Raw genomic sequence first — 14,570 nt, 5'->3', positions numbered from 1 at the left:
CCCATTCTTTCTTTCCTCTGTGAAACCTTAGTGTGCTCTGTGGTTACTAACGCTTCGGGTAACTAAACGGCAAACCACTTAAATACCTACTGATTTTCCGGTAAGGATAATTGCCGGCGCCATGATCAGCAAACTGAACAATAATGGTATTCGTTTTCGGATCTATGTACAACCTTTGACCAAGCATACCTTCTGCAGCATAGTCTCCCTTATCCCCTTCTTGCGGAATCCACCAGAGGTAATAATGCGCTGATTTTTGCCAACCTTTTGCAGAGGCCGGTTGTTCTGAACCAATATTGATGGATTGATTTACCCAGTTCTCGGGAACCACTTGTTTCCCATTATAACTACCTTTATTTAAATATAGCCGCCCAATTTTTGCAAAATCAATGGCCGTAACCTGAAAACGACTTGCGGTGTTTGTAAGGCCGTCAATCTGGTCTAAACCCCAGGTTGCATTATATTCTGCCCCAATTTTCTTCCATACATTAGCTTCAAAATACTGCGCTACAGATTTTCCTGTTGCCTTTTTTAAAACCCACCCCAATAAAATTGGATCGATACTTTTGTACTTCCAAACGGTGCCCGGTTTATTTACCAGCTTAACTTTCATCAGCTGTGCTTTCATATCATTGGTGTAATAATATTTTGCCTCATCAGAAAAAAATGCTTTTACAATCCCGCCTACAGCATCCTGAAATTCAAGACCCGACTTCATATCCAAAAGGTTTCTCAAAGTAATCTGTTCAAAAGCAGGATTCGATTTTAATTCGGGAATATACCTGGTTACTTTGTCGTTTAGGTTATTGATACTATGATCATTTAACGCTTGGCCCAGCATAATAGAAATTATGCTTTTAGCTCCAGAAAAGATAGTCGTTAAAGTACTGTCGCTATAACCCTTGCTATATCTTTCATACAAAACACTATCATTCCTGATCACGATAAAAACATTGATCTGTCCATTTTTTAAATATTCTTTTAAGGGAATAGATTGATTGTTCCCGTCCAAAACATGAAGGGTATCCAAATCGTTCCGCGGCCTGGCCGATCTGATGAAATAGAATGGAAAATCACTTTTATGTGAAATTTCCTGAGGGAAAATTTTATAGGTTTCAGAATTAGGTGTTCTATATTTTAATACACTTAATAAATACGGCTTCCAAAGGAATAATCCTAACAATGATAAAAAAAACGAATAAATCAGGATTAACAGTATTTTCTTAAATGTTTTCATCGGTAGGCGTTATCCCAACAAATATAAAATATTTCAGAATTCTGCCTATTTGAGAATTCAAATAATCAAAAGCAATTTTTTCTAAGCATACATATGTTAAGCTATCGCATCCATTATATTCTGACCTTTTTCGATAATTTCTGAAACCTTTGGTTCGGGCTTGTATTTCCATCTGCGATGGCTCCATAACCAGTAAGCAGGTGCTTCTTTAATCATATCCTCTAAAAAGTGGGTATGCATTTCGGTAATTTCGAACTCGGCAGTTTCGGCAGGGTTTAAACAGATTGGCACACAATCTACTTCGTAATATCCCCTTTTTAAATAATTGATTTTCAAATAAAAAACCGGACGGTTAGTTTTTCGGGCAATTTTCTCAAGCCCTAACTGTATAGAAGATTCCTGATTTAAAAAGGTTGTCCAGTAATTCGATTCATCTTTTGAAGGTGCCTGATCGCTACCAAAGGTAAACATGGTTGGTTTATTCTTATTGGATTGGATAGCTCTTAAAGTTTGGCGCATCGATACCATGTGGTTACCAAATTTGCTTCTCATCGTCAGAAACCAGTTGTCGAAAGCTTCGCTGCTCAAAGGTTTATAAATCGGGAAATGTTCGCCCGAAAAGTTTAAACCAATAGCCATACATACCCATTCATAATTGCCATAATGTGATGAGCAGAAAAGCACACTTTCATTATTTTTGAGATAAGCTTCTACCAGATCCACATTTTTAAACCTTACCCTTTTGTTTAATTCCTTTTTAGAGATGCTTTTCATTTTAATTACTTCAATAAAAAGTGAAGAAAAAAATTTATAAAAACGTTTCTCTATAGCATTAATTTCTGTAGTGTTTTTCTTGGGGAATGCATTAACCAGATTTTCTTTAACCACTTTTCTACGGTAGCCAAAAACATAAAATATTAACACATAAAAAGCATCTGCCAATCTGTATAGAATAAATAGCGGCAACAGAGAGAGCATATTTAATAAAAATATACCCATTTTGGATAACCCTTTATTAATCATGATGAGGGATGATTAGTTTGCTTGCAAAAGCACAAAATTAAAGCTGAGCGCAACACTAATTGCCATACAATTGTTTGTTTTTTTATTCCTAAAGGTTTTATGAAGAATTTATGACGAAAAACTACAGATCTGATTAATAATTAAACTGATCAACAGTTAGTTACTTAAAGAACCTGCCCATCTTATACATATCCTCCAGCCATTTTAAACGTTGATTTTCGGTTGAATTTTTAATAATTCCGATATAGCTAACTTTGACAGGATTTACACCACAGAATTGCAATACACTTTTCTTTAATTGATTAACGCTCGGGCGACCAAAGAACAGTCTATAATACCAGGATGGCTGATCTAATGTGGTTATGATCCTGGCTGTTTTTCCCTTCAACAATTTATCCCACCAAATACTGTTTTCACGGTATCTAAAAGCAATCCCCGGAAGAAACAAACGGTCTATAAATCCCTTCATCACAGCAGGCATGCCACCCCACCAAATCGGATGAACCCAAACCAGATGATTTGCAGCCTTGATTTTTTCTAAACTGGAGAATAGATCGGGTTCTAATTCCATCCTTTGCCGATAACCGAACTGCAGATTGGGGTTGAATGTTAAATCGGCAATGTGGATTAACGAAACATTTGCTCCTGCTGCTTTCGCACCATTATAGTATGCTTCTGCCAAAGCGAAATTGATACTATCTTTATTCGGATGACCATTGATAATCAAAATGTTTTTCATGCTGCTTTTTTTTACACCACAAAACTAACTTCGATCATTTACACAAAAGGCAGACAAATGTCCTTAAATAATTTCCCGCCGCAGCCTGCTCAAATGCCTTGGCGTAATGGCCAGAAAAGAAGCGAGGTACTTTACCGGAACTTGTTTTATATAATCGGGATGGCTTTTAAAAAGCTCCAGATAACGCACTTTAGCAGCATCTTTCTGATACAGAAAAACACGTTTCTCTAAATGTAAATACTGCTGCTCTGCGATTTTTTTTAACAACTTTAGTCCATTTATACTCGACGTGGCTAAGCCATCAATAACTTCCTTTTTAATGATCAATAAATCTACATCACTCATGGCCTGTATATTTTCGGCAGTTGGATTACCGGTAATCAGCGATGAATAAGCTGTCATAAACTGATTCGGAAAAGTAAGGCAATAAGTATATTCTTCTGCACTTGCCGAAGTATAATAAGAACGCAGAATACCCGATTTTATGAATGTCACTTCCTTACAGATGTTATTCTCTGTAATAAAGAATTCTCCCTTTTTCAATCTTCTAGGTTTTGCACCTGCCACAAAAATCTCTATTTCTGCCGGCGAAAGAATATTAAAGGATTGGAGGTAACTTTGCATGGATATTATATTATTGTGGAAAGATAAGTAAAATTGAAGAAACCTAATACCACAGCCCCAACGGTCTTAAACCTTATAGCAGCGGTATCCCCCGATTCTTCATCGGGGATTTAGCGGAAAGAAGGACGGACATTAAAAAAGGTACCGAAATTGCTTTCCTTATTATTTTTATCACAGCCCTAAAAATCTAACTTCTAGAGTTGACAACTTCAGGGTCTGTTTACTATTAAAGTTGTCAACTCGAATAAAACCATTTAAACGCAAAAAAGCCCCGATTTACATCGAGGCTTCGTATTTTATGTCCCTTTTAGGGGATTTAAGGGCTAAGCGAACTGCTTTCCTTTAACTTTACGTTCTTGTTCTGTTAAGAAGATTTTACGTAAACGCATGCTTGCAGGTGTAACCTCGATATACTCATCAGCCTGGATATATTCCATTGCTTCCTCTAAAGAGAATTTAATTGCAGGAGCAATACGGGCGTTATCATCTGTACCAGAAGCACGCATATTCGTTAATGCTTTACCTTTAACAATGTTTACTACTAAATCATTATCACGGATATGCTCACCCATAATCTGACCTTCATAAACATCAACTCCTGGATCTACAAAGAAACGACCTCTATCTTGCAACTTATCGATTGAATAAGCTGTAGTTTGACCTTTATCCATTGAAACCAATACACCGTTCGAACGACCAGGGATTGTACCTTTCCAAGGCTCGTAAGCTTTGAAACGGTGAGCCATAATCGCTTCACCCGCTGTAGCAGTTAAAACATTGTTACGTAAACCGATAATGCCACGAGATGGGATTTCGAATTCTAAGTGTTGTAAATCGCCTTTTGGTTCCATAATTAACAACTCACCTTTACGCTGAGTTACCAATTCGATTACTTTACCAGAAACCTCTCCCGGAACATCAACAATTAATGTCTCAATTGGCTCACATTTTTTACCGTCTATTTCTTTAACGATAACCTGTGGCTGACCAACCTGAATTTCATAACCTTCACGACGCATCGTTTCGATTAATACAGATAAATGGAGAATACCACGACCGTAAACCAACCATGAATCTGGAGATGCGGTTTCTATAACCTTTAAAGCCAAATTTTTCTCCATCTCTTTGTATAAACGTTCTTTAATACGTTGAGAGGTTACTAATTTACCTTCTTTACCGAAAAATGGAGAGTTGTTGATGGTAAACAACATGTTCATTGTTGGCTCATCAATGCTGATAACAGGCAATTGTTCTGGTGAATCGAAATCAGAGATGGTATCACCAATATCAAAACCATCAATACCCACAACAGCACAAATATCGCCTGAGCTTACTTCTGTAGTGCGGATTTTTCCTAAACCTTCGAAAGTATACAATTCTTTTACTCTTGATTTTACGATTTTGCCATCGCGTTTAATTAAAGTAACCGGTTGGTTTTCTTTAATTGTACCACGGTGAACACGACCGATAGCGATACGGCCTACGAAAGATGAATAATCTAAAGAAGTGATCTGCATCTGTAAAGTACCATCGTTAATCGGTGCAGGTGGAATGTTAGCCACAACTGCATCCAATAAAGCGAAAATATCAGTAGTTGGCACTTTCCAATCCGTACTCATCCATCCTTGTTTAGATGAACCGTAAATAACCGGGAAATCCAATTGCTCTTCAGTTGCTTCAAGGTTAAAGAACAATTCGAAAATCTGTTCGTAAACCTCTTCTGGGCGACAGTTTTCTTTATCCACTTTGTTTACCACCACAATCGGTTTTAAACCAAGGGCTAAAGCTTTTTGCGTTACGAAACGCGTTTGAGGCATTGCACCTTCAAAAGCATCGCAAAGTAAAAGTACACCATCTGCCATTTTCAGAACACGCTCTACCTCACCGCCGAAATCCGCGTGACCAGGAGTGTCAATAATGTTAATTTTTACGTCTTTGTACTGAACCGATACGTTTTTAGATACAATCGTGATACCACGCTCGCGCTCTAAATCGTTGTTATCCAATATCAAATCTCCTGTTTGTTCGTTGTCACGAAAAATAGAACAAGAATGTAAAATCTTATCAACCAAAGTAGTTTTGCCGTGGTCAACGTGTGCTATAATAGCTATATTTCTAATCTTTTGCATAAAATGCGCCTCAAATTTGGCGCAAAGATAGTGTTTTGAAATGGATTTTCTACTATATCTCTCACTATTTAATATGATGATAATGTTGTAATTATCTCATTTTTAAACAGAAAAGTGAGCACAATGTTTTCCCTTTCTTATACACTCGCTTCTCTGATTAGACAGATCGAAAACCCTAAGCAAACGCATCCGGATTTTAGTTTTTGATCCAATTGTAGATATAAGTTGCTACTTCTTCCCAGTTTTTTTCACCACAAATGAAGTGGCCTCTTCCTTCAAACATTTTAAAATCGGTTATGCTAGCTGGATTTTTATAGGCTTTAAAATTTCTTTTGTTCAAAGTAGCAGGCATAATATGGTCTTTTTCGCCAGCGATAAACAATAAAGGTTGGTGGGCTTTTTTAAAATCTACCTTGGCATAACTTTTTAACGTTCCCCAGGCAATCGCTCTACTTTCTGGCACCACAAATTCATCAAATACTTGATCAGATTCTGCTCTTGCTAAAGTATTACCGAAGGTATAATGAAACCACGATTTTGTTGGCATAAAAACAGTGTTACCTTTGAACGGATTAACAACAGTAAAATTAGATTTCCAAAAACTCCATTCGTATGGAATAACACCCATTGGAGGAGCACCATCAATCATAACGCCAGCTTCGCCTTTACCAAGATCCATTAATTTTTGAACCGTTAAACCGCCCAATGAGTGTCCGATCAGGATTGGTTTCTCTGGCAGGGTGTCGATAAATTTTACGAGATTATTTACCACATCAACAAAATTTACCTTGGTTAAATTAGGGTCGATGTTTGTTCTTAAAGTAGCTGGATTACCTTCGTGTGATGGATTTGCAGGTGTATAAACGGTGTAACCTTTAGCTTCGAAGAAAGTTTTCCAATTTTCCCAGCTTTTATTGTTTACGAATAGACCATGTACAAATACGATTGTTTTAGATTTTAAAGTTTTCATGTTGTTTTTAGTTTTAATTTGATACCTCAAATCTCCAGCTTAAAAACAGCAATAATTTTAACCTAAGTTAAAATCGTTATTTACCTGTAAGTCTTTTTCTTATCCTGCTTAACGATGGCCCCTGAATGCCCAAGTAGGAAGAAATATGATAAAGTGGAATATTATTGAAAATCTGTGGATGGTATTTAATCAAATCTAGATAACGCTGTTCGGGTGTTTTAAAAACAAAACTCTCGGCCCTATCCATGGCAATGTTAAATGCCTCCTGCGCCAAAAGACGTCCAAAGGTTTCCCATTGATGAGATTGTTGATACAGTTGCAATAAATCATCAATATGGATATAAACCACCATGGCATCGGTCATGGCCTGCGTATGGTAATCGCATGGTTGCTGATTGATAAAACTTTTAAACGTAACGACAAACTGGTTGCCAGAATAGAGAAAGACATTCTTCTCTTCGCCACTTTTCTCATCAACCACATAAGATCGAAATACACCATCAATGATAAATCCTAAAAATTTACAGACCGTTCTGTGCTGATTATAGAAATCGCCTTTTTTATATTGTTTTATTTTCCAATGCGGCTTTGAGGGTTCGAACGCTTCAGCATCCATTTTAGCAAACTGAGCGAACGCATAGGCAACAATGTCGATTTCTTGCATGATTTAAAGAGGTTAATTAGCATTGAGAGTCTAATATCGCTATAAATTCTAAAACATGATGAACAGATTTTAACCAGATCTTCCTGTTAAAAGCATAATTTTTATATTAGTAGCAAGAAAATGAATATCATTACCTTTAACAGCCTATTAAAAATCAACAGATGAAAATTGAATCACACACGATAAACAATATCAATATTGCCGAAGTTCTTTCGGAAGAAATCATTATTAATCATGCAGAAGATGGATTAGATTTATTGGGAAACTTATATTACCAAGGGTTTGATAAAATTATTATACACGTACAGAACATTACCCCTGCTTTCTTTGATCTTAAAACCGGAATAGCTGGAGAAATTCTCCAAAAGTTTTCAAATTACCGGGTAAGCCTGGCTATTATCGGCGATTTTAGCCCATATCAAAGTAAAAGCATTAAAGATTTTATTTACGAAAGCAATAAGAGCAAACACATCAATTTTTTAGGTTCTACAGCCGAAGCCCTAACAAAGCTAGCTAATTGATATATTATATGCTTAACCAATCTTCGTAAGAAATTACGCCTAGCTCGGGCCTTGCTTCTCCTGCTAAAATGGCTATAAATTCTAATGCGTGTCCATCCGGATCGTTAAAATAAATGGCTAAGGCAGGCATCCACGCAAAAACCATGGGTTCGCGATTTCCATTTTTAAGAAAATTATAGGACTGAAGATTTTTAGATTCAAGAAATTGAACTGATTTATTCAGTACATCATCTACATCACAACGAAAGGCAAAATGCCTGATGTCGATTTCGTTTTTTGGTTTTTCCCAGATCCCAAGCATCGCTTCTTTTGGCTTCCCTATCCAGAAAAATGCAATTTTGCGTTCTTCTTCGTAATGGCATTGTGTTAAGCCCAAAGTATTGCTATAAAAATCGATCGATCTTGCTAAATCTTCAACATAAATATGTGTTTCAAATAGTCCCTTTATCATAGCGTGAAAGTAGAGATAAGTTAGAGCTCCAAAAAATCATGTTTTTCGATACCGCCATCAATAAAATCAATAAATGGGTTACCAAAAACTCAAACGCTGTATTAAGTATAAAATAATCCGATCGAAATGAACAAAAGGTTTTTAAAATATGCCAGTAGATGCTGCATTGCTTTTATCCTGCTGATTGGAATTTATTTTTTAACGGCTTTTTGTTGTTCACGGATCACCATAAACGCCAATCCAACAAACGCTAAAGAGGTTGCCATCTACATCATGACTAACGGCGTACATACTGATATTGTGGTTCCGGCGGTCAGTGCTGAAATAAATTGGACAAAGGAAATCAGTTACCAAAACACGCTAGAAGCCGATAGCACTTATCAATACCTGGCGATGGGTTGGGGAGACAAGAAATTCTACCTCGAAACTCCAGAATTTTCAGACCTTAAACTCAGTAATGGGCTAAGAGCTATTTCAGGTTTAAGCACATCTGCCATGCACACCACCTATTACAAAAACATTCAGGAAGATGCGAGCTGTAAGAAAATTATCATCAGCAAAACGCAATATCGACAGTTGATCAGTTATGTACTGAATAGTTTCAGAAAAGATGAAGCAGGACACTTGATCAATGTTAAATCGAACATCCATTATGATATTGGTGATGCTTTTTATGAAGCAGAAGGAAGTTACAGCATTTTTAAAACCTGCAATACCTGGGCCAATGCAGCCTTAAAATCGTGTGGACAAAGAAGTTGTTTGTGGACTATTTTTGATACCGGGATTTTTTTGAAATATGAGTAGACAACTAGGTTCTAATAATGTGTTAAGAGCTATTGGCGGCACCATACATTTACACAAAGCGAGGCCGCCGCACTATATCTCCGTTCAGCTTAATTCCGGCCTAACAAATTTTTCGGACTCCACTGACCAAGCCAACCTACTGGCTTCCAAAGAAAAATTTTCAGACGGCATTTTTTGTTTCTTTTTTGATGCCAAAAAGAAAGAGCCCTTCGGCGGCGGCTAGCCGAGGCAAGATTGTGCAGTAGGGCAAAAAAAATCAATCAGAATTTCGGTCGGTTTGACACCGATCGATAGATAACGCCGCATTAAAAAAGTGCGGTCAACGCAGCTGTTTATGGACAATATTTGATACCGATATTTTTTTGAAGTATAAATAAATGATCGTCATTTCTAGCGGAGTTCAACGTAGTCGAGAAATCTACTATAGATCTCTCCATTCCGCCTTGCTTCAGTCGAGATGACGAATTTCTCTTAACTAAACCTCAAATGCCCAATCTAAAAAGGCCGGCATTACACTTTCCCAGGTTGGAACATCGTGTTTACCCCCAACTTTTTCGTAGTAAAAAACATTTTCAGGCCGTTTATAACCTTTACTCAAGAGGATTTTAACAATATCAATTGTATCATCTATAGAATCGATGATCATGTTTTTATTCCGATCGGCCTTTTCATCTTCCGTTCCGGTCATTAACCAGAATTTCATATCAGGTTTGGTTGAAGTACTTTCTAGCTGCGCATGCATAATGCGGTCGGCATCAGTATAACCTTCTGCCAGATCTTTTTTTCTCCACCAAAAAGCTCCGGAAAAAACACCGATGGCATCAAAAGCTGATGGATTATTCCAGGCGATATCAAAAGCAGATAAACCGCCTAAAGAAAATCCTGCAAAACCTACTTTGCCGGTTATCGGCATCGCAATTTTCTTTTTAACAAAAGGTAAAAGTTCTTTGATCACGAAATCGGTGTATAGATTGGCTTTCGCTCCGCGTCCCTTAAAATCGGGCACTCCTGCAACGCCGTATTCCATTAAACGATCTGCTGATGCTTTAATCGCTACAACAATTAACCTATGGTTTCTTTTGCTGTGGTGGGCTTCTTCCAAAATCCGTCTGAAATCCATTTTGGCAACATCCTGCCCATCATTCAATAAAAGAAGTTCTATTTTTTCATTTCCTAAAATACCTTCAGGGGCATAAATATCTATTTCTACCTCGTGCTTTAAGTAAGCAGAGGGTATTTTAAAGTTACTAGTGTTAACTTTTACCGTTAAAATTGTGGAGTATATCATAATCAAAATCCCCTATCACATGGCTCTCGCCTCAGAATTAGGGTGCAAAGGTACAAATCTCTGTAAACTATTAATTATCATGGGTTAATTTTTACAATAGGCTTTTGATTTGTATCATTTTACTACCTAAACTATTCTTTTTGTAGATTTTAATTTATACCTTAAGTCATTCAATTTTTATTATGGTTAAAGAAGAACATAAGAAATGGTACAGCCCGAATTTAAATGGCGAAATCGACATGCTCATCTTTGGTCACGGTGGCATCCCTATCCTACTGTTCCCGACAAGCATGGGGCGATATTTTGAAAATAAAGATTTCAAGTTGATAGATTCTGTTGAGGGATTTATCAATGAAGGAAAAATTAAGATCTATTGCCCTGATGGCGTTGATAAACTAAGTTGGTACAATAAAAGTATTCATCCCGCAGATCGGGTTAAAAACCATATCTGGTACGACAAGTATTTATTGGAAGAAGTAGCGCCTTTGGCCAGGCACGAAACAGGGCATAGCAAAATTATTACTGCTGGTTGCAGTTTTGGCGGTTATCATGCGGCAAATTTCGCTTTCCGGCATCCCTGGCTGGTTAGCCATATGTTTAGCATGAGCGGTGCTTTTGATATTTCTGGTCAGCTGGACGGTTTTTACAACGATGATGTTTATTTCAACAACCCTGTAGACAATCTTCTGAACAACAGTAACCCCGAACTGCACTACATGAAAATTGTTTTGGGCACAACCGATCGGGATATGTGCAGGCCTGACAATGAACGTTTATCAGATATCTTAAACAAAAAGGGCATCGACCATTGGCTGGATATCAGGCAAAATGCCGATCACGATTGGCCCATCTGGAGAGAGATGTTTCCAGATTATATTGCGCAGCTTTAGTTTAGTCCAAAGTCGGTAGTCTTAAGCCCCGAGTTGATTAAATTATAATAATCAAACAATTAACCGATTAAGCAGTTAAACAATTAAACTCAATACTTACCAATTAAACCATCATGAGCAAAAGTATAACCAGCAACGCTGCTCATGATCGCTTCATCACCATTGAAAGACAAATTTAAAACAATGAAAAAAATAGGGATTTTATTTGGACAGGAACGCTCTTTTCCTGAAGCCGTAATCGAAAGAATCAATCAAAAAGCAGAAAAAGGCATCACTGCCGAAGCTGTTCAAATCGACAAAATATTTCAGAATGTGCCATTAGGTTATTCGGTAATTATCGACCGCATTTCGCAAGATGTGCCATTCTATCGTGCATCGTTAAAAAATGCTGCAATTACTGGAACCGCTGTAATCAACAACCCATTTTGGTGGAGTGCCGACGAGAAGTTTTTTAATAATGCACTTGCCGAACAAATTGGCGTACCGGTACCCAAAACAGCTTTAATCCCCTCAAGAGAGCATCCAACAGGAACCACTGGAGAATCTTTTTCTAACCTAACCATGCCCTTAGATTGGGATGCCATTTTCGAATACACAGGTTTTCCGGCCTATATGAAACCTTACGATGGTGGTGGCTGGAGAGATGTTTATAAACTTCATGATAAAGAAGATTTTTTTGATAAACATAGCGGCACACAACAATTGGTGATGCTTTTGCAGGAAGAAATCATTTTTGAAGAATATTTTAGGTGTTATTGCATTGGCGGCAAATACGTTCGTATTATGCAGTACGATCCACGGAACCCTCATCACCTGCGTTATGCAACTGAAGGTAAATCGCCAGATCCGAAATTGCTTAAAACAGTAGAAGAATACACCCTAAGACTGTGCAAATATTTAGGATACGATTTCAATACGGTAGAGTTTGCCGTGCGTGATGGAATACCTATTGCGATCGATTTCTGTAACCCTGCCCCTGATGCCGATATTAAAAGTGTTGGTCAGGAAAATTTCGACTGGGTAGTAGAAACCACTGCAAATTATGCCATAGAAAGGGCTAAAGCACAAAAAGACGGACAAGATAATTTAACCTGGGGCGAATACATTAAATCGTCGGTTGGTGGTAAACCCCTAATTGCTAAGGCCGCACCAAAAACCGCAAAAACAGCTGCACCGAAGAAAGTTGTCACAGCAGAAAAAACACCTGCAAAACCTAAAAAAGCTGCAGCAAAAAAATAATTGGGATTTAATTTTTAATCAACATTAGGATGAACGAGTTTACGCTGGGCATAGAAGAAGAATACATGGTAATTGATCCCGTTACCAGAGAGCTTACTTCTCACGACCAAAAAATTGTAGAGGCCGCACAAAAGATTCACAAAGATCAGGTTAAGGCAGAAATGCACCAGGCTGTGGTAGAAGTTGGAACTGGCATTTGTAAAACTACCACCGAAGCACGTAAAGAGATTTCTCAGTTACGTTATACCGTATCGCAACTCGCCGGTGAGCAAGGCTTAAGGATTGGGGCTGCTGGTACTCACCCTTTTTCGCACTGGGAAAAACAGTTAATTACTGAACATCCCCGCTATAATGAGATTGTGAACGAACTGCAGGAAGCTGCACGTTCTAACCTCATTTTTGGACTGCATGTGCACGTAGGTTTCCAATCTCGCGAACTGGCTATACACATCGCCAATCAAGTGAGGTATTTTTTACCGCACGTTTTCGCTTTATCAACCAATTCTCCTTTTTGGGAATCGCGAAATACAGGTTACAAATCTTTCAGAACTAAAATTTTCGACAAATTTCCCCGCACCGGTATTCCAGATATTTTTAATAGCATTGAGGATTACGACAACTATGTAAAATTGCTCATCAAAACCAATTGCATGGATAATGCAAAAAAGATTTGGTGGGATATCCGTGTACATCCATTTTTCGACACGGTTGAGTTCCGCATTTGCGACTGTCCGATGCTGATTGATGAAACCATGGCTTTTACAGCATTATTTCAGGCTTTATGTGCCAAACTGTACAAACTGCGTTTGCAGAACATGGAATTTATCAGTTATTCGAGAGCGTTAATTAACGAGAATAAATGGCGGGCTGCACGTTACGGCATTGATGGGAATCTAATCGATTTTGGAAAAGAAATGGAAGTAAATTGCCGCAACCTTATTTTAGAATTATTGGATTTTGTGGATGATGTTGTGGATGATTTAGGCTGCCGTGATGATATTAATTACGTGCATAAAATTCTTGAACATGGCACAGGCGCAGACCGGCAGTTGGCAGTTTACCAACAAACTGGTAACTTTGAGGCGGTGGTAGATTATATTACTACTCAAACACTTATAGGCGCAAAGTAATTTTATAATGGATAAAAGTAGCTTAAAGGTGGCCGTTATTGACATGAATAACGGTGCACCTAATCAGGGTATGCGGGGAATTCAGGAAATTTTATCCCGTTTTAAAAACGAAAACAATATCGATTTAACCTTTGATATATTTGATTTAAGGCAAAAAGGAGAAGTACCGGGCATCGGATATGATGCTTATATTTCTAGTGGTGGCCCGGGTAGTCCGATTGAAAGTAAGGGCGAATCATGGGAAAATGATTTTTTTAATCTCTTAGATCAGATAGAAGCTTTTAACCATAAAAACGACGATAGAAAAAAGTATGCTTTTTTAATCTGTCACTCCTTCCAATTGGCTTGTAGAAAATATGAATTGGGCAACGTAACCGAAAGACGGTCGAATGCTTTTGGTATTTTCCCGATTACTTTAACGGAAGATGGAGAAAAAGACGAAATTTTTAATGGCATCACCAACCCTTTCTTTTCGGTCGACAGTAGAGATTGGCAAGTGATCGAGCCAGATTTTGCTGCTTTTGAGAAAAAAGGCGCTAAATTATTGGCCATCGAAAAAGAACGTAAACATGTCGATTTAGAACGCTGCATGATGTCGATCCGCTTTTCAAATGAAATCATTGGTACACAGTTCCATCCAGAAGCTGATCCGGTAGGCATGAAAATGTATTTGCTTCAGGAAGAAAAGAAAAAAGCAATTGTTGATATGCACGGAGAACAAAAATACCTGGATATGTTAAACAGTTTAGATGATCCGGCAAGGATTGTGCTTACGCAAAGTGTTATTTTACCTAATTTCTTACAAAAAGCCATTGGGGATTTGCAGGAAGTATAAAAATAAGAGGTCATTATTACGTTAAA

16 protein-coding genes are annotated in these 14,570 nt (G+C 37.7%); 7 read left to right on the top strand and 9 right to left on the bottom strand.

Annotated features, from left to right (window positions below):
- Positions 1-46: 46 nt before the first annotated feature.
- The 7 genes from EZ456_RS20280 to EZ456_RS20250 form a co-directional block, all read right to left on the bottom strand.
- Entirely contained in the window at positions 47-1,237 is a 1,191-nt protein-coding gene (locus tag EZ456_RS20280) for a serine hydrolase domain-containing protein (RefSeq protein WP_131533304.1), read from the bottom strand.
- Positions 1,238-1,333: 96 nt separating this feature from the next.
- Positions 1,334-2,260 carry a lysophospholipid acyltransferase family protein gene (locus EZ456_RS20275; protein WP_131533302.1) on the bottom strand — a complete coding sequence of 309 codons (927 nt, stop codon included), beginning with the start codon at positions 2,258-2,260 and terminating at the stop codon, positions 1,334-1,336.
- A 160-nt stretch (positions 2,261-2,420) separates the two neighbouring features.
- Positions 2,421-2,999, bottom strand: coding sequence for an NAD(P)H-dependent oxidoreductase (locus EZ456_RS20270; protein WP_131533300.1), 579 nt, complete (start codon positions 2,997-2,999; stop codon positions 2,421-2,423).
- A gap of 63 nt (positions 3,000-3,062) precedes the next feature.
- Positions 3,063-3,623, bottom strand: coding sequence for a Crp/Fnr family transcriptional regulator (locus tag EZ456_RS20265; RefSeq protein WP_131533298.1), 561 nt, complete (start codon positions 3,621-3,623; stop codon positions 3,063-3,065).
- Between the two features lie 323 nt (positions 3,624-3,946).
- On the bottom strand, positions 3,947-5,752 hold the full coding sequence (typA, locus tag EZ456_RS20260) for a translational GTPase TypA (RefSeq protein WP_131533297.1): 1,806 nt from the start codon (positions 5,750-5,752) through the stop codon (positions 3,947-3,949).
- A gap of 196 nt (positions 5,753-5,948) precedes the next feature.
- A complete protein-coding gene (locus EZ456_RS20255; protein ID WP_131533294.1) occupies positions 5,949-6,722 on the bottom strand; it encodes an alpha/beta hydrolase in 774 nt (257 codons plus the stop codon).
- 76 nt (positions 6,723-6,798) lie between these two features.
- On the bottom strand, positions 6,799-7,386 hold the full coding sequence (locus EZ456_RS20250) for a Crp/Fnr family transcriptional regulator (protein WP_131533292.1): 588 nt from the start codon (positions 7,384-7,386) through the stop codon (positions 6,799-6,801).
- Positions 7,387-7,547: 161 nt separating this feature from the next.
- On the opposite strand from EZ456_RS20250, the gene EZ456_RS20245 reads away from it, so the two are divergent.
- On the top strand, positions 7,548-7,907 hold the full coding sequence (locus EZ456_RS20245) for a DUF4180 domain-containing protein (protein ID WP_131533290.1): 360 nt from the start codon (positions 7,548-7,550) through the stop codon (positions 7,905-7,907).
- A gap of 4 nt (positions 7,908-7,911) precedes the next feature.
- Here the strand turns inward: EZ456_RS20245 and EZ456_RS20240 are convergent, their stop codons facing one another.
- On the bottom strand, positions 7,912-8,358 hold the full coding sequence (locus EZ456_RS20240; protein ID WP_131533288.1) for a VOC family protein: 447 nt from the start codon (positions 8,356-8,358) through the stop codon (positions 7,912-7,914).
- 126 nt (positions 8,359-8,484) lie between these two features.
- Between EZ456_RS20240 and EZ456_RS20235 the strand changes: the two genes are divergently transcribed.
- Together EZ456_RS20235 and EZ456_RS20230 are read left to right on the top strand one after the other, a co-directional pair.
- Complete coding sequence (locus EZ456_RS20235) at positions 8,485-9,162, top strand: TIGR02117 family protein (protein WP_131533286.1); 678 nt, start codon at positions 8,485-8,487, stop codon at positions 9,160-9,162.
- Positions 9,155-9,385 (top strand): hypothetical protein, encoded by a 231-nt coding sequence (locus tag EZ456_RS20230; RefSeq protein WP_131533284.1) that lies wholly within the window; start codon positions 9,155-9,157, stop codon positions 9,383-9,385. Before EZ456_RS20235 ends, EZ456_RS20230 begins: the two co-directional genes overlap by 8 nt.
- Positions 9,386-9,637: 252 nt before the next feature.
- Here the strand turns inward: EZ456_RS20230 and EZ456_RS20225 are convergent, their stop codons facing one another.
- Positions 9,638-10,450, bottom strand: a complete 813-nt coding sequence (locus EZ456_RS20225) for an alpha/beta hydrolase (RefSeq protein ID WP_131533282.1) — start codon at positions 10,448-10,450, stop codon at positions 9,638-9,640.
- Positions 10,451-10,632: 182 nt separating this feature from the next.
- On the opposite strand from EZ456_RS20225, the gene EZ456_RS20220 reads away from it, so the two are divergent.
- The 4 genes from EZ456_RS20220 to EZ456_RS20205 all read left to right on the top strand — a co-directional run bounded on the left by EZ456_RS20220 (position 10,633) and on the right by EZ456_RS20205 (position 14,544).
- Complete coding sequence (locus EZ456_RS20220; RefSeq protein ID WP_131533280.1) at positions 10,633-11,340, top strand: esterase family protein; 708 nt, start codon at positions 10,633-10,635, stop codon at positions 11,338-11,340.
- 183 nt (positions 11,341-11,523) lie between these two features.
- On the top strand, positions 11,524-12,579 hold the full coding sequence (locus tag EZ456_RS20215; protein WP_131533278.1) for an ATP-grasp domain-containing protein: 1,056 nt from the start codon (positions 11,524-11,526) through the stop codon (positions 12,577-12,579).
- 29 nt (positions 12,580-12,608) lie between these two features.
- Positions 12,609-13,709: a carboxylate-amine ligase gene (locus tag EZ456_RS20210; protein ID WP_029274724.1), complete on the top strand. Its 1,101-nt coding sequence runs from the start codon at positions 12,609-12,611 to the stop codon at positions 13,707-13,709.
- 7 nt (positions 13,710-13,716) lie between these two features.
- Positions 13,717-14,544, top strand: a complete 828-nt coding sequence (locus EZ456_RS20205) for a type 1 glutamine amidotransferase (RefSeq protein ID WP_131533276.1) — start codon at positions 13,717-13,719, stop codon at positions 14,542-14,544.
- The last annotated feature ends 26 nt before the right edge of the window (positions 14,545-14,570 follow it).

The organism is Pedobacter psychrodurus, from assembly GCF_004331735.1.
GTDB classification, from domain to species: Bacteria; Bacteroidota; Bacteroidia; order Sphingobacteriales; family Sphingobacteriaceae; genus Pedobacter; species Pedobacter psychrodurus.
The sequence above is the reverse complement of the archived record's forward strand: the minus strand, read 5'-3'. Positions and strand labels throughout refer to the sequence as shown.

Coding starts and splice junctions, on each gene's coding strand:
- EZ456_RS20280 (WP_131533304.1), bottom strand. CDS start 1,237: ATGAAAACATTTAAGAAAATACTGTTAATCCTGATTTATTCGTTTTTT.
- EZ456_RS20275 (WP_131533302.1), bottom strand. CDS start 2,260: ATGATTAATAAAGGGTTATCCAAAATGGGTATATTTTTATTAAATATG.
- EZ456_RS20270 (WP_131533300.1), bottom strand. CDS start 2,999: ATGAAAAACATTTTGATTATCAATGGTCATCCGAATAAAGATAGTATC.
- EZ456_RS20265 (WP_131533298.1), bottom strand. CDS start 3,623: ATGCAAAGTTACCTCCAATCCTTTAATATTCTTTCGCCGGCAGAAATA.
- typA (WP_131533297.1), bottom strand. CDS start 5,752: ATGCAAAAGATTAGAAATATAGCTATTATAGCACACGTTGACCACGGC.
- EZ456_RS20255 (WP_131533294.1), bottom strand. CDS start 6,722: ATGAAAACTTTAAAATCTAAAACAATCGTATTTGTACATGGTCTATTC.
- EZ456_RS20250 (WP_131533292.1), bottom strand. CDS start 7,386: ATGCAAGAAATCGACATTGTTGCCTATGCGTTCGCTCAGTTTGCTAAA.
- EZ456_RS20245 (WP_131533290.1), top strand. CDS start 7,548: ATGAAAATTGAATCACACACGATAAACAATATCAATATTGCCGAAGTT.
- EZ456_RS20240 (WP_131533288.1), bottom strand. CDS start 8,358: ATGATAAAGGGACTATTTGAAACACATATTTATGTTGAAGATTTAGCA.
- EZ456_RS20235 (WP_131533286.1), top strand. CDS start 8,485: ATGAACAAAAGGTTTTTAAAATATGCCAGTAGATGCTGCATTGCTTTT.
- EZ456_RS20230 (WP_131533284.1), top strand. CDS start 9,155: ATGAGTAGACAACTAGGTTCTAATAATGTGTTAAGAGCTATTGGCGGC.
- EZ456_RS20225 (WP_131533282.1), bottom strand. CDS start 10,450: ATGATATACTCCACAATTTTAACGGTAAAAGTTAACACTAGTAACTTT.
- EZ456_RS20220 (WP_131533280.1), top strand. CDS start 10,633: ATGGTTAAAGAAGAACATAAGAAATGGTACAGCCCGAATTTAAATGGC.
- EZ456_RS20215 (WP_131533278.1), top strand. CDS start 11,524: ATGAAAAAAATAGGGATTTTATTTGGACAGGAACGCTCTTTTCCTGAA.
- EZ456_RS20210 (WP_029274724.1), top strand. CDS start 12,609: ATGAACGAGTTTACGCTGGGCATAGAAGAAGAATACATGGTAATTGAT.
- EZ456_RS20205 (WP_131533276.1), top strand. CDS start 13,717: ATGGATAAAAGTAGCTTAAAGGTGGCCGTTATTGACATGAATAACGGT.